Below are 20,908 nucleotides of genomic sequence, written 5' to 3' on the forward strand. Positions count from 1 at the left end.
AATGAGTCATGGCCCTCGACATTCACGCTCACCGCATCCTGATCCTCGACTTCGGTTCGCAATACACCCAGCTGATTGCCCGCCGCGTGCGCGAGATCGGCGTGTACTGCGAACTGCACCCGTTCGACATGGACGAAGATGCGATCCGCGAATTCGCCCCTAAAGGCGTCATCCTCGCCGGCGGCCCCGAGTCCGTGCACGAAGCCAACAGCCCGCGCTGCCCGCAGGCGGTGTTCGACCTGGGCGTGCCGGTGTTCGGCATCTGCTACGGCATGCAGACCATGGCCGAGCAACTGGGCGGCAAGGTTGAAGGTTCCGAACTGCGTGAGTTCGGTTACGCTCGCGTTGACGTGGTCGGCAAGAGCCGCCTGCTCGACGGCATCGAAGATCACATCGACGCCGACGGCCTGTTCGGCCTCGACGTGTGGATGAGCCACGGTGACAAGGTCACCAAGATGCCGGAAGACTTCCACATCCTCGCCAGCACCCCGAGCTGCCCGATCGCTGGCATGTTCAACGACGATCGCGCGTACTACGGCGTGCAGTTCCACCCGGAAGTGACCCACACCAAGCAGGGCGGCCGCATCCTGTCGCGTTTCGTGCTCGACATCTGCGGCTGTGAAGCCCTGTGGACACCCTCGAAAATCGCTGAAGACGCCATCGCCAACATCCGCGCCCAGGTCGGCACCGACAACGTCCTGCTGGGCCTGTCCGGCGGCGTCGACTCCTCGGTCGTTGCTGCGCTGCTGCACAAAGCCATCGGTGATCAACTGACCTGCGTGTTCGTCGACAACGGTCTGCTGCGTCTGCACGAAGGCGAGCAAGTGATGGCCATGTTCGCCGAGAACATGGGCGTCAAGGTGATCCGCGCCAACGCTGAGGAGCAGTTCCTCAACAACCTGGCCGGCGAAGCCGACCCGGAGAAGAAACGCAAGATCATCGGTCGTACCTTCATCGACGTATTTGATGCCCAGTCCAACAAACTGGAAAACATCAAGTACCTCGCGCAGGGCACCATCTACCCGGACGTGATCGAGTCGGCTGGCGCGAAAAGCGGCAAGGCCCACGTGATCAAGTCGCACCACAACGTGGGCGGCCTGCCGGAAGAAATGAACCTGAAATTGGTCGAGCCACTGCGCGAACTGTTCAAGGACGAAGTCCGTCGTCTGGGCCTGGAACTCGGCCTGCCGTACGACATGGTCTACCGCCACCCATTCCCGGGCCCGGGCCTGGGCGTGCGCATCCTCGGCGAAGTGAAAAAGGAATACGCCGACCTGCTGCGTCGTGCCGACCACATCTTCATCGAAGAACTGCGCAAGGCCGACTGGTATCACAAGGTCAGCCAGGCCTTCGTGGTGTTCCAGCCAGTCAAATCGGTGGGCGTGGTCGGCGACGGCCGTCGTTACGCGTGGGTCGTGGCCCTGCGTGCGGTAGAAACCATCGACTTCATGACCGCGCGTTGGGCACACCTGCCTTACGAACTGCTGGAAACCGTCTCCGGCCGCATCATCAACGAAATCGAAGGTATTTCGCGCGTCACCTACGACGTGTCGAGCAAGCCGCCGGCGACGATTGAGTGGGAATGATCCTGCTGCACGCTGATCGACGCATCGAGTAAACAAAAAACCCTTGGCCTCAAGCCAAGGGTTTTTTGTTTCATGAGCCTGAAAACGGTTCAGGTGGGCAGGCGGCTTTGCAGGGTCAGGCCGATTTCTATCAGCCGCTGGGATAGCGCGGCGAGGTCGCGGAACATGATGCCGCTGATGCGAGGCATCGACTGAGCCCAAATGTAAACCTGGCCGTCCCTCCGGCTATTTACCGCTGTTCGCACAATGCTGCCTGAGCTGTCGCGACGTACCAATGTGTAAGCGTTCTGGTTCTTTTCGAACAAAAACATACCATTGCGATGCAGCAGCTTTTCCTGCGCCGCAGGCGTCCATTGCGGCGTAGGTGATTCAATCTGCAAGCGCAGGTCAGCGAAGAGCACGTCGGACGAGGCGCGGGTCGACGCGCCGTTATCAAACGGGCCACGCGCGACTTTCAGGCCAGAGTCGATTCCGACGGTTGCCTGCTCTGCGGACGAAACCTCTTCGATCCGTAAACCGATACCGCCCAAGTGTTCGCTTATTCCCGGCAGATTTCTGAACGTATTGGTATCCGTTGCCTCGCTCAAGGCAACCCATTTGCCCGGCCTGTTGAGAATTGCGTCACCCCTTATGATTCGGCTGCTCAGGCGAGTACGCATCATCTGCTCTTCAATCGAGGTGAGTGGTACCTTCGGCTTGTAGTTTTGGGCAACGTCCAGTCCCTGAACCCGAATGCCATTGGCCTGCGCGGTGTTGACCAGCTCAAGGATGTTGAACCTTTCATTGGGGTCGGTGCCGAGACTGGACAGATAGGAACGCAGATCCTGCGACATCTCTCCCGACAGAAAGAACTCGTTGAGATCGATCTGCGCGAAATCACTGAGCAATCCACGGACATACAGCATATTGATGTGCCGTGCGAACGCCTGCATGTTTTCGATCATGAAGCGCATGCTGGCGATGCGATCCAGCGTCTCGCCAATCACCAGCCCATTGCTGTTGGCAAAAATGCCGTCGATCAGCTCGCCCGTCGACATCGCAGGAGTGACCTGCGGGATGACTGGCCGTGGGGGCAGGTTGGCCCAGCTCAGTTCCGAGTAGAACTCCTTGGCCTCGTTAAGCAAAATGGCGCGCCTTTCGGCGAAGTAGGCAGCAAACACCTCGGCAGTCGATCGACTGTCCTGGGCTGTGCCGGGCAGCGTAGCGAAGGGTTCAGGCAGATTCATCGCCCACCTTCGCAGTGTCGGCATGTCCATTCCTGGCACTTCATGAAGGGGCGTGACCAAGCGCAGCGGGCGGGCAGATGGAGGAACCGGTTCGACCAATGGCAGCTCCGGCGAGGGCGTTGTGGAAGACGGTTCTGAGGACGTTTCAGTGTCCGGTATGCAAGCCTTGCCCATGCATTGACCGCCGCCCCTGAGCCGCAACGCGGGTATGCGCTCCCACTTGCCGTCAGCACCGAAGCGTACTGGCAGCGAATACGCGAACTGATTGGGGCGCTCGGGATTGACGATTGCCCAGTGGCCGCTTTCTTCGGAATCGTCAAAGTAGTGCACGTAATACGCATCGTTGCCGAGTTTGATCGCGTAGCGTGGCTCCTTGTCGAGACGGTAGATACCTTCAAATTTCCCTGGGATTGCCTGGACGGCGTCCGGCACCAGCACCTCGTTGCAGCGGTAGCGGGCAGGAATGCCTGGCACGGATGGCCCCTGTTGGGCCGCGGCAGTTATGGAGGTCTGGGCGGGCGTGGCGGGAGGCGTATCGATGGGAAGGTCGTTTGCCAACTCATTGCTGGCTTCTTCAATTACCGCGGCTGGCGGCGGCTCCACGGGGGGCAGCAGAGGCGTGTTTGCCGAAGTGAACTCGATCAACCCGGCCATTTCTTCGGCTTCGGCAAACTCGACTTGTGGGCCGACCTCCAGCTGCGCGCCCGAGCCGATCAGAAACGGCACATCCAGCACAATTTCGATACCGTTGAGCACTGCATTGGCAAGACCCGTTTTACGTTCGGCGGCTGTGGCGCCGTTGACGGCCTGATCGATGTTCAGCCCCATGTTGGCGATGCTCGCGCCGATCAACGGCAACGCCACAGGCCAGCCCACCGCCGCCATCGGACCGAATACTTTCAGACCCGCGCTCAGATAGCCTATCCAGAGTTTTTTGCGCAGGTCGCTGTTGGAGGTCAGCACCATCTGTGCCTCGGCGACCATGGCGCTGCGTGTCGATTCGCTTAACCAGGTGAACGCGTCCCCGGCGACAGCGACGTCGCTGCGATTGATCATCTGGTGATCGCTATGGCCCCAGGTCCCCACCAGGCGGTTCATCAGATCGGTAAGGTTTTCGCTGATGCGGTGACTTTCGGCGAGCGGGAAATGCTTGAGGAATGCGCTGCGTTTGTCCTCGGCATTCATCTGCTCAAGCAGCCACCAGTGCAGATCAGCCTCACTGTCCATCAGGCGAAAAGCCGGGGCTTCACCCGGCAAGTAAAGGGTTTGCCGGCCGCTGTCTTCCACCAGACGCAGCACATCGGTGGCAACGTGGCGATCGACATCCAATGCGCGTACTTCAGCGCCGACCGGGTAGGTCGTTCGCAGCATTTGCAGGGTGACGGGCCAGGTAATCGGCCCGATTACCGAGGCGATGATGCGCTGAAAATCATCGCCCCCCAGGTCGTTCTGTTGCAGCGCCTGCACCGCTTGACTGAGGAAACTGCACTTGGCCAGGACACGAAAATCACCCGACGAGCTTTGCCAGAATTTGCTCAATTGCTCGGTGTAGCGCGTGCTGAAGTCGACTTCCCAGAACACTTTCAGAACATCGCTGCCAAGCAAGCGCACTTCGTTGCTTTGGTTGAAGTTCTCGGCGCTCGGACCTTCCGAATAAAAGCCAGCGTAGAGGCCGAGCAGGTCGGCGTTGTCTTGATCGGTCGCGCGAAAGCGATGGATAACCAGTTGGGTGAGGGTCAGCGTTTCATAGGGCTTTTCCAGCAAATGTTCCCAACCGGTAAAGGTCAGCGCGTTGCTCTGCGCGGCTTTGAAACGGTGGAAATACACCCGGTCGGGATCAAGGCCAGACAGACCTTTGGCCACCAGCAGTTCGCTGGCGACCTGACGTGCGGCTTCAAACAGACCCGGGCAGGTCTGCACGATGGTCGTGGCGAGGGCTTTGAGGGCGGTTTTGTCTGCTGCGTTGGGCAGCAGACGGCGTTCGGGAGCGGTCATGGGTTTTTCATCCTTGAGAAAACAAGGAGCGAGCATGACCGTTTGGTTCAAGCCAAGTGTGTTACCCGGCTATGGCGCGGCGCCCTGTTGGCGGCGGGGGAAGGTTGTCGCATGTATCACCGCCGCGCCACATCCGAAAAATAGAACTTGTCCAGCGTATGCCGTGATTCGGTGTATTCGAACTGGCGGCCGTCCTGCAGGAAGGTCTGGTTGCTGACCACGATGACGTGGTTCTGGCCGTCGAGGTCCAGGTGTTGTTGGTCGTCTTTGCTGCACGGTACGGCTTCAATGGTGCGCTGAGCGTAGGCGATCTGCAGTTGCAGGGTCTGTTCGATGTGGGCGTAGATCGAATGTTCGGCGATGTCCGCCGACAGGCCGGGTATGACGGCGCTGACGAAGTGATTGATGTCGAGGATGACGCGTTTACCGTCGATGCACCGTACCCGTTTGATCCGGGTGATCGGGCTGCCGGGTTCGGCATTGATATGTTCAAGCAGCGCACCTTCCAGCGGCACCTGACACATCTCGACCACCTCGGTGCTGACGTCGTTGCCCAGACGCGGATGGGTTTCCTGGAAACTGACGATGCCGCCGAGCTGGAATTCGATCGGGTTGGTCGACAGCACGAACGCGCCTTTGCCGTGAATCTTCTGAGCGAAGCCGCGCTCTTGCAACTGGTCGATGGCCTTGCGCACCGTGCCACGGCTGGCCTGATAGGTGTCCATCAGTTCGGTTTCGGAAGGCAGCCGGGCGCCGCGCTCCAGGCGCTGCGTGGTGATACTGGCAAGCAAATCGCTGTAGATCTGGTTGTATTTGCTCATGGCTGGGCTCTGTGCCGACGGTGTTCAAAACCCCGAACCTTAAGGGCAGGGTAGGGGTTTGTCCATGCGGACGAAGGAAAACATCTTAGGTCAGAGTAGGAAGAATCCGCTTATTTCTGACGTAGATCCAAGGACGCCGGCTCGTACAGACGAGTTGTTGCATTAACTCGTACAGACGAGTATTTTTCCTCTCGGCGTGCTGCCAATAACAACAATCCACGACGGACGAACAAGCATGAGCCACGACTATCCGAACATCGCCCGGGAGCTGCTGGAAAGCCTCGGTGGCCGCGACAACATCGAGCAGGCGGCGCATTGCGTGACACGTTTGCGTCTGGCCTTGAACGACCCCGCGCGGGTCAATGTGGCCGCACTCAACGGCGTCGAACTGGTCAAGGGGTCGTTCTTCACCGGCGGGTTGTATCAGGTGGTCATCGGCCCGGGCGATGTTGAAAAGGTCTACGCCGAACTGCGCCAGCAGACCGGTCTGGCGGCGTCGACCATCGCCGACGTTAAACAGAAAAGCGCCGAGAAGATAAACGCCATGCAACGGCTGGTGCGGGTGTTTTCCGATGTGTTCATGCCGATTCTGCCGGCGCTGATCATTGCCGGCCTGTTGATGGGCATCAACAACCTGCTCGGCGCCAAGGGCATGTTCATCGAGGGGCAGACCCTGCTCGATGCCTATCCGAATCTCGACGGGCTGTGGAGCCTGATCAATCTGATGGCCAACACCTCGTTCGTGTTTCTGCCGGCGCTGGTGGGCTGGTCGGCAGCCAAGCGTTTCGGCGGCAGCGAAATCCTCGGCATCGTCCTCGGTCTGATGCTCGTGCATCCGGACCTGCTCAACGCCTGGAACTACGGCAAGGCCGTGGCGGGGCTGGATGGGCAGCAGCTGCCGTACTTCGACATTCTTGGCTTGTTCCAAGTGGAAAAGGTCGGTTATCAGGGGCAGATCCTGCCGATCCTGCTGGCAGCCTACGTGATGAGCGTGATTGAAAAATGGTTGCGGGCGCGTGTACCCAACGCCGTGCAATTGCTGGTGGTGCCGATCACTACCATCGTCGTTACCGGCGTGCTGGCGCTGGCGGTCATTGGCCCGGTGACCCGGCATATCGGCATCTACATCACCGAGGGTCTGGTGATGCTGTTTGATCTGGCGCCGTTGGTGGGCGGTCTGATCTTCGGCTTGCTGTATGCGCCGCTGGTGATCACCGGCATGCACCACATGTTTCTTGCAGTCGACTTGCAATTGATCTCGAGCCAGGGCGGCACCTTCATCTGGCCGATGATCGTCATGTCCAATCTGGCGCAGGGCAGTGCGGCCCTGGCGGTGTTCTGGATGACGCGCAATGCGCGGGACAAGAGCATGGCTTCTACCTCGGCGATTTCCGCGTACTTCGGCATCACCGAGCCGGCGATGTTCGGCGTCAACCTGCGCTACAAATTTCCGTTTTACGCCGCGTTGGCCGGTTCGGCGCTGGGGTGCATGTTCCTCTCGCTGAACAAGATTCAGGCCTCTGCCATCGGCGTTGGCGGCCTGCCGGGGTTCATTTCGATCATGCCGCAGTTCATACCCATGTTCGTGATCGGCATGCTGATCGCGATGCTCGTGCCATTTGCCCTGACCTGCGTGCTGAGCATGAAGATCGTCCGGCCGGGTTACCGGGTCGCCTGAAATCAAAAGATCGCAGCCTCGGGCAGCCCCCACAGAGATCGTAAAATTCAAGAGGAAATCCGCCATGCAAGACTGGCAACGTTCGGTGATCTACCAGATCTATCCGAAGAGCTTTCACAGCCATGCCGGCAACGCCACAGGCGATCTGCTCGGCATCGTTGCCAAGCTCGATTACCTGCAATGGCTCGGGGTCGATTACCTGTGGATCACGCCTTTTCTGCGCTCGCCTCAGCGCGACAATGGCTACGATATCAGCGACTACTACGCGGTCGATCCGAGCTACGGCAGCATGGCCGACTGTGAACTGCTCATCGCCGAAGCCGGCAAGCGCGGGATCAAGTTGATGCTCGACATTGTGGTCAATCACACCTCGATCGAGCATGTCTGGTTCCAGCAGGCGCGCAGCAGCCTCGACAATCCTTATCGCGACTTCTATATCTGGCGCGATCAGCCGAACAACTGGGAGTCCAAGTTCGGCGGTTCAGCCTGGGAGTACGAAGCGCAGACTGGCCAATATTATCTGCACCTGTTTGACCACACCCAGGCGGATCTCAATTGGGACAATCCCAAGGTCCGCGACGAAGTGTTCAAAATGATGCGCTTCTGGCGCGACAAAGGCGTCGGTGGTTTTCGTCTGGACGTGATCAACCTGATCTCCAAACCGGCGGATTTCCCCGAAGACGACAGCGACGGTCGGCGCTTCTATACCGACGGGCCGAACGTGCATGCGTACTTGCAGCAGATGCACCGCGAAGTCTTCGAAGGGCACGAGCTGATCAACGTCGGCGAGATGTCCTCGACCCGCCTTGAACACTGCATTCGTTATTCCAATCCGCAGTCGAAAGAACTGTCGATGACCTTCAACTTTCATCACCTGAAAGTCGATTACCCGAACCTGCAAAAGTGGGTGCGCGCCGATTTCGATTTCCTCCAGCTCAAGCAGATTCTCTCCGACTGGCAGACCGGCATGCAGGCGGGCGGCGGCTGGAATGCACTGTTCTGGTGTAACCACGATCAGCCGCGTGTGGTTTCGCGGTTCGGCAATGACGGCGAATACCGCGAGCTGTCGGCGAAGATGCTCGGCACCGCGCTGCACTTTCTACAGGGCACGCCGTTCGTGTATCAGGGCGAAGAACTGGGCATGACCAATCCGGGTTTTGACAGTATTGAGCAGTATCGCGATGTCGAGACGCTGAATATCTTTCGCCTCAAGCGTGAGGCTGGGGCCAGCGATATCGACAACCTGGCGGCAATCATGCAGAAGTCCCGCGACAACGGGCGCACGCCGATGCACTGGCACGCCGGGCACAATGCCGGTTTCACCCTTGGCGAACCCTGGATTGGCGTGCCGGCCAATGCTGCGCAAATCAACGTCGCGCAGCAGCTGCACGATCCGGAATCGGTGCTGCATCACTATCGGCGCCTGATCGAATTGCGCCGCACTGAAGCGCTGATCGGCGACGGCATCTATCGCCAGTTATTGCCGGAGCACCCAAAAGTCTGGGCGTACCTGCGCGAAGGCGTGGGAGAACGTTTGCTGGTGGTAAACAACTTTTACAGTAGCGCGTGTGACGTCGAGCTACCTGCATTGATTGACGAAGCCACGGAGCAGCGCTTGTTGATCAGCAATTACCCGGACTGTCCGAAACGCACGCGGCGGCTGCGCTTGCGACCTTACGAATCCTTCGTGCTGCACCTGACCGATCCCTGATTTCTTTTACTGAATAACAACCTTTGAAAAAACACGCAGAACGCTGCGCGGGGGATTTGTGCGCGCTGAATTCCTGCAACCACACAATAAAAACAATGGGTGGCATATGAAAACAACCCTCAATCACAGCCTGGCCGTCGCGGGTTTATGTCTGGCCATGCCGACGTCTTCACAGGCGCTGGAGTTTGGCGGCTATCTGCGCAGTGGTCTCGGGACCTCGGTCAACAGCGGGAGCCAGTCGTGTTTCCAGTTGCCCGGTGCGCAGACCAAATATCGCCTGGGAAATGAATGCGAGCAGTATGGCGAACTCGAGCTGCGCCAGGATCTGTACACCCTCGACGACGGCTCGGTGCTGAGCGTCGACGGTATGGCATCGCTATATAACCGCTACGACCGCAGCCTGACGTTCAAGGAAGACAACGGCTCGATTCGCTTGCCGCAGGCGTACGCGCAATGGTCGGCAATGCCCGCGCTCAATGGTGGCTCGCTATGGGCGGGGCGGCGCTATTACAAACGTAACGACATCCATATTTCCGACTTCTACTACTGGAACCAGAGCGCAACCGGCGGCGGTATCGAAGACGTATTGATCGGCGGCTTGAAATACAGCTACGCCTTTTCGCGCAAGGACAACCTTTATCAGAAGGACTACATCAACCGGCACGACTTCAACGTCGGCGGTTTCAATAGCAACCCGGGCGGTGAGCTCGAATTCGGTCTGAGTTACATCGACAAGCCTGACAGTCGCGACGCCCACCGTGGCTGGGCGATCACCACTCAGCACGTGCAACAGGACTTTTTCGGCGGCAAGAACAAACTGGCGCTGCAATATGGCGAAGGGCCGGGCACAGGGTTGGGCTATACCGGTAACGTCAGGCTCGATGACCGCAACAAGAGCTATCGGGTCGTCGAGTTCTTCGACTGGCAACTGACGCCGCGTTTTGGCGGACAATTCCAAGCGGTGTATCAAAAGGATATTCGCCCGGGCGGGGCCGATCAGAACTGGCTGTCGCTGGGTGTGCGCCCGGCTTATGCGCTGAGCGAGCAGTTCAAACTGGTGACCGAACTGGGTCACGATCAGGTCGATGCGGCGGACGGCACGCGCAAGCTGAGCAAGTTCACCTTCGCGCCGACCTGGTCCCCCAAAGGCCCGGAGTTCTGGGCGCGGCCCGAGGTGCGTCTGTATTACACCTATGCCAGCTGGAACCAGGCGGCCAAGCGTGCTGCCAACCTGTTGGCCAAGGGTTCGGCACTGTCCGATACGGGGGCTTTCGGCAACGCGCGGCACGGCGCCAATGTCGGCTTGCAGGTTGAATACTGGTGGAAGTAAGCAAAGCGGGTGCGACCGCTCATTCAGACAATACAAGCGCAGGTGATGTCATGGCCACACCCCAACAATTGCAGTTGCTGGCACCGTTGTCCGGCGTACTGATGGCGCTGGACGAGGTGCCCGATCCGGTGTTTGCCGGGCGGATCATCGGCGACGGTTTGTGCATCGACCCGACTTCGTCGACGCTCTGCGCACCGCTGGCCGGCGTGGTCAGCGACGTGCAGGCCAGCGGGCATGCGCTGACCATCACCGGCGATGAAGGTGTTCAGGTGCTGATGCACATCGGTCTGGACACGGTGAATCTCGCCGGCAAAGGGTTCACCCGCCGCGTTGAAGCGGGGCAGCGGGTCGAAGCGGGGCATGCGCTGATCGATTTTGACGCCGATTACATTGCCCTGCACGCGCGCAGTTTGTTGACCTTGATGCTGGTGGTCAGCGGCGAGCCGTTCGATTCACTCGTCGGCTCAACAGGGTTGGTTGAGGTTGGCCAACCAGTGCTGGACGTCGTGGTCGGCGCAGTCGTCGGCGAAAACCCGGCATCGGTGCAGGGCGATGCGGTGTTCTCGCAGCCGATCAACCTGCCCAATCCCAGTGGCCTGCACGCGCGGCCGGCGGCGGTATTTGCCCAAGCGGCGAAGGCATTTTCAGCGACCATCCATCTGCACAAACTGCAAGCGCAAGCCAATGGCAAATCATTGGTGGCAATCATGGCTTTGCAAACGGCCCATGGCGACAGTGTGCAGGTCAGCGCCGAAGGTGAAGATGCCGAAGCCGCCGTCGAAGCGCTGGGCCGCTTGCTGAGCGAAGGCTGCGGCGAAGCCGTTACAGTGCCTACGCCGGTCGAAGTCGTTGCGGCACAAATGCCGAACATCCTGCGCGGCGTCTGCGCTTCGCCCGGTTCGGCGCTGGGCCAAGTCATGCAGATCGTCGAAGTGCCGCTTGTGATCAACGAGTTCGGCGCCGAGCCGCCGACCGAACTTGAGGCCTTGAGCCAGGCCCTGATCGAAGCCGACATGGCCTTGCAGCATCTGCGCGACACCGCCAGCGGCCAGGCGCAGGCGGAGATTTTCAAGGCACATCAGGAACTGCTGGCCGACCCCAGCCTGCTGGATCAGGCCCATGCCCTGATCGATGAAGGCAAGAGCGCAGCGTTTGCCTGGAAAACCAGCACCGAAGCGACGGCGGCGATGTTCCGTTCGCTGGGCAATGCTCTGCTGGCCGAGCGTGTGGCGGATCTGGCCGATGTCGGCCAGCGCGTGCTGAAGCTGATCCTCGGTGTCCACGAGCAAACGCTGGAGTTGCCGGACGACACCATCCTCATCGCCGATCAATTGACCCCTTCGCAGTCCGCCGGGCTGGATACGCGCAAGGTGCTGGGTTTCGCTACGGTCGGCGGCGGCGCCACCAGCCACGTGGCCATTCTGGCGCGTGCCTGTGGTTTGCCGGCGATCTGCGGCATGCCGCTGCAAATGCTCGGGCTCGACAACGGCACGCGGGTGCTGCTCGATGCCGACAAGGGCGAACTGCAGTTGCATCCGGACGCCGAGTCCATCGACCAGCTGCGTGCGCGGCATGAGCAACAGCGTCAACGTCATCAGCAGGAGCTGGCACGGGCCGGCGAGGCGGCCTGTACCCGCGACGGCCGTCACGTCGAAGTCACCGCCAACGTCGCGTCGCAGAGCGAAACCGCGCAGGCCATGGAGCTGGGCGCGAATGGCGTGGGGCTGCTGCGATCGGAATTTCTCTACCTGGGTCGCCAACAGGCGCCGGGCCATGACGAACAGGTGGTCACCTACAGCGCCATCGCCCGAACCATCGGGCCGGCACACAATCTGGTGGTGCGCACACTCGATGTTGGTGGCGACAAACCGCTGGCTTATGTGCCGATGGACAGCGAAACCAATCCTTTCCTCGGCTTGCGCGGCATTCGTCTGTGCCTGGAGCGACCGCAACTGCTGCGTGAACAATTTCGCGCCGTTCTGGCCTGCATTGAGCTGACGCGCCTGCATATCATGTTGCCGATGGTCACCAGCCTTGCGGAATTGCGTCTGGCACGGCAAATCCTCGAGCAAGAGGCGCGGGTGCTGGGCCTGGCGCACCTGCCGAAACTGGGGATCATGATCGAAGTGCCCGCCGCCGCGCTGATGGCCGATGTGCTCGCGCCGCACGTGGATTTTTTCTCCATCGGCACCAATGACCTCACCCAATACACGTTGGCCATGGACCGAGATCATCCGCGTCTGGCCAACCAGGCGGACAGCTTTCATCCTGCAGTGCTGCGCCTGATCGCCATGACGGTGAACGCTGCACACGCGCACGGCAAATGGGTCGGCGTCTGTGGCGCGATGGCGTCTGAACGTCTGGCGGTGCCGTTGCTGCTGGGGCTGGGCGTGGATGAGTTGTCGGTGAGCGTGCCGTTGATTCCGGCGATCAAGTCGGCGGTGCGCGAAGTGAATCTGGCCGACTGTCGGATCATCGCCCAACAGGTCTCGAACCTGGAAAGCGCCGCCGATGTGCGCGAAGCCTTGCGGCGGTTTGATGAGGCGACAGCTGATGCCTCGCCGGTTATGGAGAATTGAACATGTTCGACAAATTGCAGCAGGCACTCTGGAAAGCGCTGACGCCGGATCTGGTTCCGGATGAGGTGATAGCCGCCGCCGATCCGGTTGCGGGCTTGAGCGCGGAGATCGTTGCGGCGCTGGGCGGTGTGGATAACCTCAGGTCTCGGCAGCCGGTGGCGCTGACCCGGGTCCGTGTGGCACTGCATGATGAGTCACGGGTCGACCGTCAGGCGCTGAGCGTGGCCGGTGTGGCGGGCGTCATGCCGCTGGGTGACGGCGTGCTGCACCTGATTACCGGGCTGCACGAGCAAGGCTGAACAAGACGTGCGGCCTCAGGTCGCCCTTACTGTTTCTCAACTGCGGGTGTATCGTATTCGCCTTTTTGCGGATCCCTCGGGGTCTGTCGCTGATACGTGAGGTAGTTGAGTTCATGTCCTTTACCCGTCGCCAAATCCTCGGTGGCCTGGCCGGTCTTGTTGTCGTTGGCGTGGGCGCGGGAGGCGCATCGCGTTACTGGCTGGGCAAGATGGCTGACGCCGAGGCCGGCCACGACTATGAGCTGATCGCTGCGCCGCTGGACGTGGAGTTGGTACCGGGGCACAAGACCGAGGCCTGGGCGTTCGGCCCGTCCGCGCCGGGCACGGAGTTGCGTGTGCGTCAGGGCGAATGGCTGCGGGTGCGTTTCATCAATCATCTGCCGGTGGCGACCACCATTCACTGGCACGGCATTCGCCTGCCGCTGGAAATGGACGGCGTGCCTTACGTGTCGCAACTGCCGGTGTTGCCGGGTGAATACTTCGACTACAAATTCCGTGTGCCGGACGCCGGCAGCTACTGGTATCACCCGCATGTCAGCAGCAGCGAAGAACTGGGGCGCGGGCTGGTCGGGCCGCTGATCATCGAAGAACGCGAACCGACCGGTTTCAAATATGAAAAAACCCTGAGCCTGAAGAACTGGCACGTCGACGAGCAAGGCCAGTTCGTCGAATTCAGTATCCCGCGCGAAGCGGCGCGTGGCGGTACGGCGGGGCGTCTGTCGACGATCAACGGCGTACCGTTGCCGGTGATTGATTTGCCGGCCGGGCAGATCACTCGGGTGCGCTTGCTCAATCTCGATAACACCCTGACCTATCGCATCAACATTCCCGGCGTTGAAGCGAAGATCTACGCCCTTGATGGCAACCCGGTCGAGCCGCGACCGCTGGGCAAGGAATACTGGCTCGGCCCCGGCATGCGCATTTGCCTGGCGATCAAGGCACCAGCGGCCGGTGAGGAATTGTCGCTGCGTAATGGCCCGGTTCGTCTGGGTACGCTGCGTTCGGTGGCCAATACGGACGCGCCAACGGACTGGCCGAAAGCCTTGCCGGCCAACCCCGTGGCCGAGCCGGATCTGGCCAACGCCGAGAAACTCAACTTCAATTTCGAATGGGTCGGCTCGGTGTCGGTCAATGTCGACAACGGCAAGCCGCCGAGCCTGTGGCAAATCAACGGCAAGGCCTGGGACATCACCGACAAGACGTGCGCTGATCGACCGATCGCCAGCCTGAAATTGGGCCAGAGCTATATTTTCGAACTGAAGAACATGACCCAGTACCAGCACCCGATTCACTTGCATGGCATGAGCTTCAAGGTGATTGCCTCGAACCGGCACAAGGTCGTGCCGTACTTCACCGACACTTATCTGCTGGGCAAGAACGAGCGTGCGCAAGTGGCGCTGGTGGCGGATAACCCGGGGGTGTGGATGTTCCACTGCCATGTCATCGACCACATGGAAACCGGCCTGATGGCCGCGATCGAGGTGAAGTGATGCGCCAGATCCGCCCGGCGGCGATCATCGACCGCAGCCGCGACCGCGACTTCATGCGCGAAGCCCTGACCCTCGCCGCACAGGGCGCCGCCCTCGGTGAAGTGCCGGTGGGCGCGGTACTGGTGCAGGATGGTGTGGTCATCGGGCGCGGCTTCAATTGCCCGATCAGCACCAGCGACCCGAGTGCCCACGCTGAGATGGTCGCGATTCGCGCCGCGGCGCAGGCGGTGGACAACTATCGCCTGCCGGGCAGCACGCTGTATGTGACGCTGGAACCGTGCAGCATGTGCGCCGGGCTGATCGTGCATTCGCGAGTGGCGCGGGTGGTGTATGGCGCGCTGGAGCCCAAAGCCGGAATTGTGCAGAGCCAGGGGCAGTTTTTCACCCAGGGCTTTTTGAATCACCGGGTGTTGTATGAGGGTGGGGTGCTGGCGGAGGAATGTGGGGCGGTGCTGACCGAATTTTTTCGCGCCAGACGCGCAAAACCCGCTGAATAAATACCGCCCCATTGTAGAAGCGAGCAGGTTCACTTGCTCAAAAGACGGCATTTCAACGGCAGAAATGCGCTTGCAATGTGGGAGCGGGCTTGCTCGCGAAGACGGTGATTCAGGCAACCATTTATCGTCTGACACACCGCCTTCGCGAGCAAGCCCGCTCCCACAGCGGGATCTGCGCTGTGAGATCGGGTTATTTCTTCGCGACAATCACCGCACGCATCGGCGCCGGCAGTCCCTCGACAGTTTTGCGGTGATCCTCAGGATCCAGAAAATCGCTCAGCGACTGATACTTCATCCACTCCGTCCCGCGCTGTTCCTCGACTGTGGTGGTGCTGACATCCACACAGCGAATATCGGTAAAACCCGCCCGACGCAGCCACAATTCCAGCGCCGGCACCGACGGCAAAAACCACACGTTGCGCATCTGCGCATAACGATCTTCCGGCACCAGCACCTGATGCTTGTCGCCTTCGACCACCAGGGTTTCCAGCACCAGTTCGCCGCCCTTGACCAGGCAATCCTTCAGCGCCAGCAAATGCTCGATCGGCGAGCGGCGGTGATAGAACACGCCCATGGAAAACACGGTGTCGAAGCCTTCCAGATTCGGCGGCAAGTCTTCGAACGGGAACGGCAGGTGCCAGGCATTCGGCTCTGACAGGTAACGCTGCACGGCCTGGAACTGGCAGAAGAACAGCCAGTTCGGGTCGACGCCGATCACGCTGTCAGCGCCGGCGCCAAGCATGCGCCACATGTAGTAGCCGTTGCCGCAACCCACGTCGAGGATGCGTTTGCCTTTGAGATCCAGATGCGGCGCCACGCGCGACCACTTCCAGTCCGAGCGCCATTCGGTGTCGACGTGCACACCGAACAGATCGAACGGGCCTTTGCGCCACGGCGACAGGCCCATCAGTGCGGTGCGCATCTGTGCGCGGGTTTCGTCGTCGCAATCGGTGTCGAGTTTCAGCCCGTTGAGCAGGTCGACTTCGCTTGGCTGGATCTTCGGCAAGGCGTCCAGCGCACTTTGCCAGCGCTCCAGATCGCCGTGGCCTTTTTCCATTTTCTTGTCGAGTAGATGCTGCAGGGTGTTGGCCCATTCGGCCAGCGGTGTGCCGGCCAGACGGCGGGCGAGGGGGGACAGATCAATCATGGCAAGGCAATCAACGAGGCAAAGTTAAGACACTGGAACCACGGCACGACTTTCGAGAACCCGGCCGCCAGCAGGCGTTCGCGGTGTTCTTCGAGGCTGTCGGGCTTCATGACGTTTTCGATGGCGCTGCGCTTCTGGGCGATTTCCAGTTCGCTGTAGCCGTTGGCGCGCTTGAACGCCACGTGCAGATCGGTGAGCAGCGCATGTTCCTCGGCATCGTTGAAGCGCAGCTTCTCCGAGAGAATCAGCGCGCCGCCGGGCACCAGCGATTGGCGAATGCGCGAGAGCAGTGCGGTGCGCTGATCCGGGGCGATGAATTGCAGGGTGAAGTTCAGCGCCACGACCGAGGCGGGCTGAAACTCCAGCGCGAGGATATCGCCCTCGATCACCTCGACGGGCAGCAATTCCTGAAACATCGAATCCTGGCCGTTGAGGTACTCGCGGCAGCGCTCGACCATCGCCACCGAGTTATCCACAGCGATCACCCGGCAACCGTCTGTGCGTACATGGCGGCGCAGGGCCTGAGTCACCGCTCCCAGTGACGAGCCAAGGTCGTAAAGCACGCTGTTGGGTTGGGCGAATTGCGCGGCGAGCACGCCGAGGTTTTCGACGATGGTCGGGTAACCCGGCACCGAGCGCTTGATCATGTCCGGGAACACCCGCACCACGTCTTCATTGAAGGCGAAGTCAGGTACCTGGGCCAAGGGCTGGGCGAATAGGCGATCGGGTTCTTTGCTCACGGCGGCGTCCGGCGGTGTCGGTGGAAAAGGCCGGCATTTTAGCCAAAGTGGCGCGCGGATGCTTGAATTGCTGATAAGCCGAATGTGCGGTGATCGTTCCCACGCGGAGCATGGGAACGATCAATAGCGAGTTTGCTCGCAAAGACGCCAGCGCGGTGTCCCGCCGTCAGTTCACCGAAATGGCGCAGTCAAAGGTTTCTACTGGCAGCACTTCTGGCGCCCAGGGTTGTTGCGAGGTCAGGCGCAAACGCCCAGTGCCGGACGCGAAGGCCTGGAAGCGCCAGGTCGACACACCCGCCGCACCGACGACACCGGCGTCCTCCGGATTGCTGTAGACCTCCGGGCTGAGCGCCCGCAATACGCCGCCGGCCGAGTCCTGAATTGCCCAGCGATAGCCCGTGGTCGGGTTGCTCGGCAGGGTAATGATCAAATTTTGCCCGGTGCTGAGCCGCACGGGGCATTCGCTTTGTTTTTCCACGGTCACGTTGTGTTTCGTTTGCGTGGCGCAAGCGGCCAGCAAGGAAAAGGCGAGGGGAAGAAACAGGCGAGTGGGGGACATGGGTCAGCAGCTCCGGCGGTTACGACGAACGGCGAGCATAACTGAAGATGAGACAAAGTGTGACAATCTGGGAATCCAGCGTTGTCAGCACTGACGCCTTCGCTGGGGAGCCAGCTCCCCACAGGGTTTTGTGGTGAACACAGAATATTTGAACACATCGGACACTGTGGGAGCTGGCTTGCCAGCGAAAGCGGTATGGCAGGCACTACCTGATTATCAGAAGAGCACTTTCGCCACATCGGCAAACCGCTTGGCAAAGTGCACGGTTATGCCTTCCTTCAGGTAATCCGGCAGTTCCTCGAAGTTGCCGCGGTTCGCTTCCGGCAGGATCAATTCGAAAAGCTTCTGCCGCCGCGCCGCAATCACCTTCTCACGCACCCCGCCAATTGGCAGAACATGCCCGGTCAGCGTCAGTTCGCCGGTCATTGCCACGCCTTTTTTCGGTGGCTGATTTCGCGCCAGCGACAGCAACGCACTGGCCATGGTCACGCCGGCGCTCGGGCCGTCCTTCGGCGTCGCGCCTTCCGGAACATGCAGGTGGACGAAGGCTTCGTCGAAGAACTTCGCATCACCGCCGAACTGCTTGAGGTGCGAGCTGACGTAGCTGTAGGCGATTTCCGCCGATTCCTTCATCACATCGCCAAGTTGCCCGGTGAGCTTGAACCCACGGTTAAGCGTATGAATCCGCGTGGCTTCGATCGGCAAGGTGGCGCCGCCCATGCTGGTCCAGGCCAGACCGGTAATCACGCCGGTGCCGGACAACACTTGTTCATTGCGGAACACCGGATGGCCGAGCGAGGCTTCGAGGTCTTTGGGCCCGAGTTTGATCACCGCTTTCGGATCGTCGATCAGCTTCATCACCGCTTTGCGCACCAGTTTGCCCATCTGTTTTTCCAGCTGACGCACACCGGCTTCACGGGCGTAGCCGTCGATCAGGGTTTTCAGTGCGCTGTCGCTGATGCTCAGGCTGCCTTTCGACACGCCGGCCTTTTCCAACAGCTTCGGCCACAGGTGACGCTTGGCGATGGCGACTTTTTCTTCGGTGATATAGCCCGACAGGCGAATCACTTCCATCCGGTCCAGCAGTGGGCCGGGGATCGAGTCCAGAGTGTTGGCGGTGCAGACGAACAGGACTTTCGACAGGTCCATGCGCAGGTCGAGGTAATGGTCGAGGAATTCGACGTTCTGCTCAGGATCAAGGGTCTCCAGCAGCGCCGAAGCCGGGTCGCCCTGGTAGCTCTGGCCCATCTTGTCGATCTCGTCGAGCATGATCACCGGGTTCATCACTTCGACGTCTTTCAGCGCCTGTACCAGTTTGCCCGGTTGCGCGCCGATGTAGGTGCGGCGGTGGCCCTTGATCTCGGCCTCGTCACGCATGCCGCCGAGGCTGAAGCGGTAGAACGGCCGTCCCAGCGATTCGGCGATGGATTTGCCGACACTGGTTTTACCCACGCCCGGCGGACCGACCAGCAGCACGATCGAACCGCTGATCTCGCCTTTGTAAGCACCGACGGCGAGAAATTCGAGGATGCGATCCTTGATGTCGTCCAGACCCGCGTGGTGCTTGTCGAGGACTTTGCGTGCGTGCTTGAGGTCGAGTTTGTCTTCGCCGTACACGCCCCACGGTACCGAGGTTGCCCAGTCCAGATAATTGCGCGTGACCGCGTATTCCGGCGAGCCGGTTTCGAGGATCGACAGTTTGTGGGTTTCTTCTTCGAGGCGCTTCTGCACCTGCGCCGGCAGGGTTTTGCCTTCGAGGCGCTGCTGGAACTGTTCGAGATCGGCGCTGCGGTCGTCTTTGGTCAGACCGAGTTCCTGTTGGATAACCTTGAGTTGTTCCTTTAGGAAGAACTCCCGCTGATGCTCGCCGATCTTGCGGTTGACTTCCGCTGAAATCTCTTTTTGCAGGCGCGCGACTTCGACTTCCTTGCGCAGCATCGGCAGGACTTTTTCCATTCGCTTGAGCATCGGCACGCAGTCGAGCACTTCCTGCAGTTCAGGGCCGGTGGCGGATGTGAGCGCGGCGGCGAAGTCGGTCAGCGGCGACGGGTCGTTGGGGCTGAAGCGGTTGAGGTAGTTCTTCAGCTCTTCGCTGTACAGCGGGTTGAGCGGCAGCAGCTCCTTGATCGCATTGATCAGCGCCATGCCGTAAGCCTTGACCTCATCGGTCGGCTCGGTCGGCTGGTGCGGGTATTCGACCTCCACCAGGTACGGTGGGCGGTGATGTTTGAGCCAGGTCTTGATGCGCACGCGGCTCAGACCCTGGGCGACGAATTGCAGTTTGCCGTTCTCGCGGCTGGCGTGGTGGACCTTGACCAGCGTGCCGTATTCGGGGAGGGCGGCGGTGTCGAAGTGGCGCGGGTCTTCCTGGGGCGTGTCCATGAAGAACAGGGCCAGGGAATGATGTTCGGATTTGCTGACCAGTTCGAGGGTTTCGGCCCACGGTTCTTCGTTGACGATGACCGGCAGGACCTGCGCCGGGAAGAACGGGCGGTTGTGGATCGGGATGATGTAGACCTTGTCCGGCAGGTTTTGCCCAGGCAGCGCCAGGCCGGTGCCGGAAGAGGTGTGTTCGATGTGGTCGCTTTCGAAATCGTCGTGGTTGTCCGGGCGATCTTGCTGGTCGGTCATGGGGCACCTGCGCAATGGGGTATGGGGTCTTAGATGGGGCAGGGGTGGGGTGGTTTCAATGGGGCGGGTGTGTTTCTGCTTGTGTGTTTGGGGCTTGGCGGCCTCTAGGCCGGCCATGCTCTGGGTGGTCTGTGTGAATATCCGTTTCTTCGGGTGCGGCGGCTGTCGGTTTCGCCCTTACGGCGAGTCACCTTTTTCAGACGCCGGAGTGCCGGCCCAGCAATAAGGTAACCGAAAAGGCTTGCTCCTGCGTTCGGCCCTCGCAGGCTCGGGTTCCACGCATTCAGCAGCGTATGTGGGACGTTCACAATTCTCACTCACAAACGAGACCGAATGTGGGAGCGGGCTTGCTCGCGAAGGCGGTGTGTCAAAAAACACATGTGCCGACTGACACTCCGACTTCGCGAGCAAGCCCGCTCCCACAGGTTTTTCCGGTGCTTGCCAGATTGCATGCACAAAAAAGGCGATGTCCCACAGGGGCATCGCCTTTTTGTTACCGCCTGTCTCGTCCTGAATAAGGTTTACACCTTCTGACCTATCCTCAGGAGGAACCAATGGAATCAGGAAAAAGGCGCAGTCAACGTGATTACACGCTGGGCTTTAAATTAGCGGTCGTCGA

The 20,908-nt window shown here is 60.3% G+C and carries 14 protein-coding genes; 8 read left to right on the top strand and 6 right to left on the bottom strand.

The window, feature by feature from the left end; translation table 11 throughout:
• The first annotated feature begins 8 nt into the window (after nt 1-8).
• Nucleotides 9-1,586, top strand: a complete 1,578-nt coding sequence (gene guaA, locus ACP7D9_RS27095) for a glutamine-hydrolyzing GMP synthase (protein WP_042608327.1) — start codon at nt 9-11, stop codon at nt 1,584-1,586.
• Nucleotides 1,587-1,675: 89 nt separating this feature from the next.
• On the opposite strand, the gene ACP7D9_RS27100 is transcribed toward guaA, so the two are convergent.
• Together ACP7D9_RS27100 and treR are read right to left on the bottom strand one after the other, a co-directional pair.
• Entirely contained in the window at nt 1,676-4,843 is a 3,168-nt protein-coding gene (locus ACP7D9_RS27100; RefSeq protein WP_426160121.1) for a membrane-targeted effector domain-containing toxin, read from the bottom strand.
• An 80-nt stretch (nt 4,844-4,923) separates the two neighbouring features.
• The gene (treR, locus tag ACP7D9_RS27105) at nt 4,924-5,628 is read right to left on the bottom strand and encodes a trehalose operon repressor (protein ID WP_426160122.1); all 705 of its coding nucleotides are present in this window, start codon (nt 5,626-5,628) and stop codon (nt 4,924-4,926) included.
• Nucleotides 5,629-5,863: 235 nt separating this feature from the next.
• Between treR and treP the strand changes: the two genes are divergently transcribed.
• From treP to tadA, 7 genes are all read left to right on the top strand, one after another.
• The gene (treP, locus tag ACP7D9_RS27110) at nt 5,864-7,306 is read left to right on the top strand and encodes a PTS system trehalose-specific EIIBC component (protein ID WP_426160123.1); all 1,443 of its coding nucleotides are present in this window, start codon (nt 5,864-5,866) and stop codon (nt 7,304-7,306) included.
• 64 nt (nt 7,307-7,370) lie between these two features.
• On the top strand, nt 7,371-9,017 hold the full coding sequence (treC, locus tag ACP7D9_RS27115; RefSeq protein WP_426160124.1) for an alpha,alpha-phosphotrehalase: 1,647 nt from the start codon (nt 7,371-7,373) through the stop codon (nt 9,015-9,017).
• A 106-nt stretch (nt 9,018-9,123) separates the two neighbouring features.
• The gene (locus tag ACP7D9_RS27120; RefSeq protein WP_426160125.1) at nt 9,124-10,347 is read left to right on the top strand and encodes a maltoporin; all 1,224 of its coding nucleotides are present in this window, start codon (nt 9,124-9,126) and stop codon (nt 10,345-10,347) included.
• Nucleotides 10,348-10,397: 50 nt separating this feature from the next.
• Nucleotides 10,398-12,926 (top strand): phosphoenolpyruvate--protein phosphotransferase, encoded by a 2,529-nt coding sequence (gene ptsP, locus ACP7D9_RS27125; protein ID WP_426160126.1) that lies wholly within the window; start codon nt 10,398-10,400, stop codon nt 12,924-12,926.
• Nucleotides 12,927-12,928: 2 nt separating this feature from the next.
• The gene (locus tag ACP7D9_RS27130) at nt 12,929-13,225 is read left to right on the top strand and encodes a PTS transporter subunit EIIB (RefSeq protein ID WP_426160127.1); all 297 of its coding nucleotides are present in this window, start codon (nt 12,929-12,931) and stop codon (nt 13,223-13,225) included.
• A 113-nt stretch (nt 13,226-13,338) separates the two neighbouring features.
• A complete protein-coding gene (locus tag ACP7D9_RS27135; protein ID WP_101162061.1) occupies nt 13,339-14,715 on the top strand; it encodes a multicopper oxidase family protein in 1,377 nt (458 codons plus the stop codon).
• The gene (tadA, locus tag ACP7D9_RS27140; RefSeq protein WP_426160128.1) at nt 14,715-15,212 is read left to right on the top strand and encodes a tRNA adenosine(34) deaminase TadA; all 498 of its coding nucleotides are present in this window, start codon (nt 14,715-14,717) and stop codon (nt 15,210-15,212) included. The genes ACP7D9_RS27135 and tadA overlap by 1 nt, the downstream gene beginning before the upstream one ends.
• A 190-nt stretch (nt 15,213-15,402) precedes the next feature.
• Here tadA and cmoB read toward each other — a convergent pair whose 3' ends face one another.
• The 4 genes from cmoB to lon form a co-directional block, all read right to left on the bottom strand.
• On the bottom strand, nt 15,403-16,359 hold the full coding sequence (cmoB, locus tag ACP7D9_RS27145; protein ID WP_426160129.1) for a tRNA 5-methoxyuridine(34)/uridine 5-oxyacetic acid(34) synthase CmoB: 957 nt from the start codon (nt 16,357-16,359) through the stop codon (nt 15,403-15,405).
• Nucleotides 16,356-17,099, bottom strand: a complete 744-nt coding sequence (gene cmoA / locus ACP7D9_RS27150) for a carboxy-S-adenosyl-L-methionine synthase CmoA (RefSeq protein ID WP_426160130.1) — start codon at nt 17,097-17,099, stop codon at nt 16,356-16,358. Before cmoA ends, cmoB begins: the two co-directional genes overlap by 4 nt.
• Nucleotides 17,100-17,265: 166 nt before the next feature.
• The gene (locus ACP7D9_RS27155; protein ID WP_426160131.1) at nt 17,266-17,658 is read right to left on the bottom strand and encodes a protease inhibitor I42 family protein; all 393 of its coding nucleotides are present in this window, start codon (nt 17,656-17,658) and stop codon (nt 17,266-17,268) included.
• 216 nt (nt 17,659-17,874) lie between these two features.
• A complete protein-coding gene (gene lon / locus ACP7D9_RS27160; RefSeq protein ID WP_426160132.1) occupies nt 17,875-20,289 on the bottom strand; it encodes an endopeptidase La in 2,415 nt (804 codons plus the stop codon).
• Nucleotides 20,290-20,908 lie beyond the last annotated feature (619 nt).

Origin of the sequence: Pseudomonas sp. TSRC2-2 (assembly GCF_049897785.1) — a bacterium.
Taxonomy (GTDB): Bacteria; Pseudomonadota; Gammaproteobacteria; order Pseudomonadales; family Pseudomonadaceae; genus Aquipseudomonas.

Excerpts from the sequence above, each read along its gene's own strand:
- guaA (WP_042608327.1), top strand. The coding sequence starts at position 9 with ATGGCCCTCGACATTCACGCTCACCGCATCCTGATCCTCGACTTCGGT.
- ACP7D9_RS27130 (WP_426160127.1), top strand. The coding sequence starts at position 12,929 with ATGTTCGACAAATTGCAGCAGGCACTCTGGAAAGCGCTGACGCCGGAT.
- ACP7D9_RS27120 (WP_426160125.1), top strand. The coding sequence starts at position 9,124 with ATGAAAACAACCCTCAATCACAGCCTGGCCGTCGCGGGTTTATGTCTG.
- ACP7D9_RS27155 (WP_426160131.1), bottom strand. The coding sequence starts at position 17,658 with ATGTCCCCCACTCGCCTGTTTCTTCCCCTCGCCTTTTCCTTGCTGGCC.
- treC (WP_426160124.1), top strand. The coding sequence starts at position 7,371 with ATGCAAGACTGGCAACGTTCGGTGATCTACCAGATCTATCCGAAGAGC.
- lon (WP_426160132.1), bottom strand. The coding sequence starts at position 20,289 with ATGACCGACCAGCAAGATCGCCCGGACAACCACGACGATTTCGAAAGC.
- treR (WP_426160122.1), bottom strand. The coding sequence starts at position 5,628 with ATGAGCAAATACAACCAGATCTACAGCGATTTGCTTGCCAGTATCACC.
- tadA (WP_426160128.1), top strand. The coding sequence starts at position 14,715 with ATGCGCCAGATCCGCCCGGCGGCGATCATCGACCGCAGCCGCGACCGC.
- ACP7D9_RS27135 (WP_101162061.1), top strand. The coding sequence starts at position 13,339 with ATGTCCTTTACCCGTCGCCAAATCCTCGGTGGCCTGGCCGGTCTTGTT.
- ACP7D9_RS27100 (WP_426160121.1), bottom strand. The coding sequence starts at position 4,843 with ATGCTCGCTCCTTGTTTTCTCAAGGATGAAAAACCCATGACCGCTCCC.
- cmoB (WP_426160129.1), bottom strand. The coding sequence starts at position 16,359 with ATGATTGATCTGTCCCCCCTCGCCCGCCGTCTGGCCGGCACACCGCTG.
- ptsP (WP_426160126.1), top strand. The coding sequence starts at position 10,398 with ATGGCCACACCCCAACAATTGCAGTTGCTGGCACCGTTGTCCGGCGTA.
- treP (WP_426160123.1), top strand. The coding sequence starts at position 5,864 with ATGAGCCACGACTATCCGAACATCGCCCGGGAGCTGCTGGAAAGCCTC.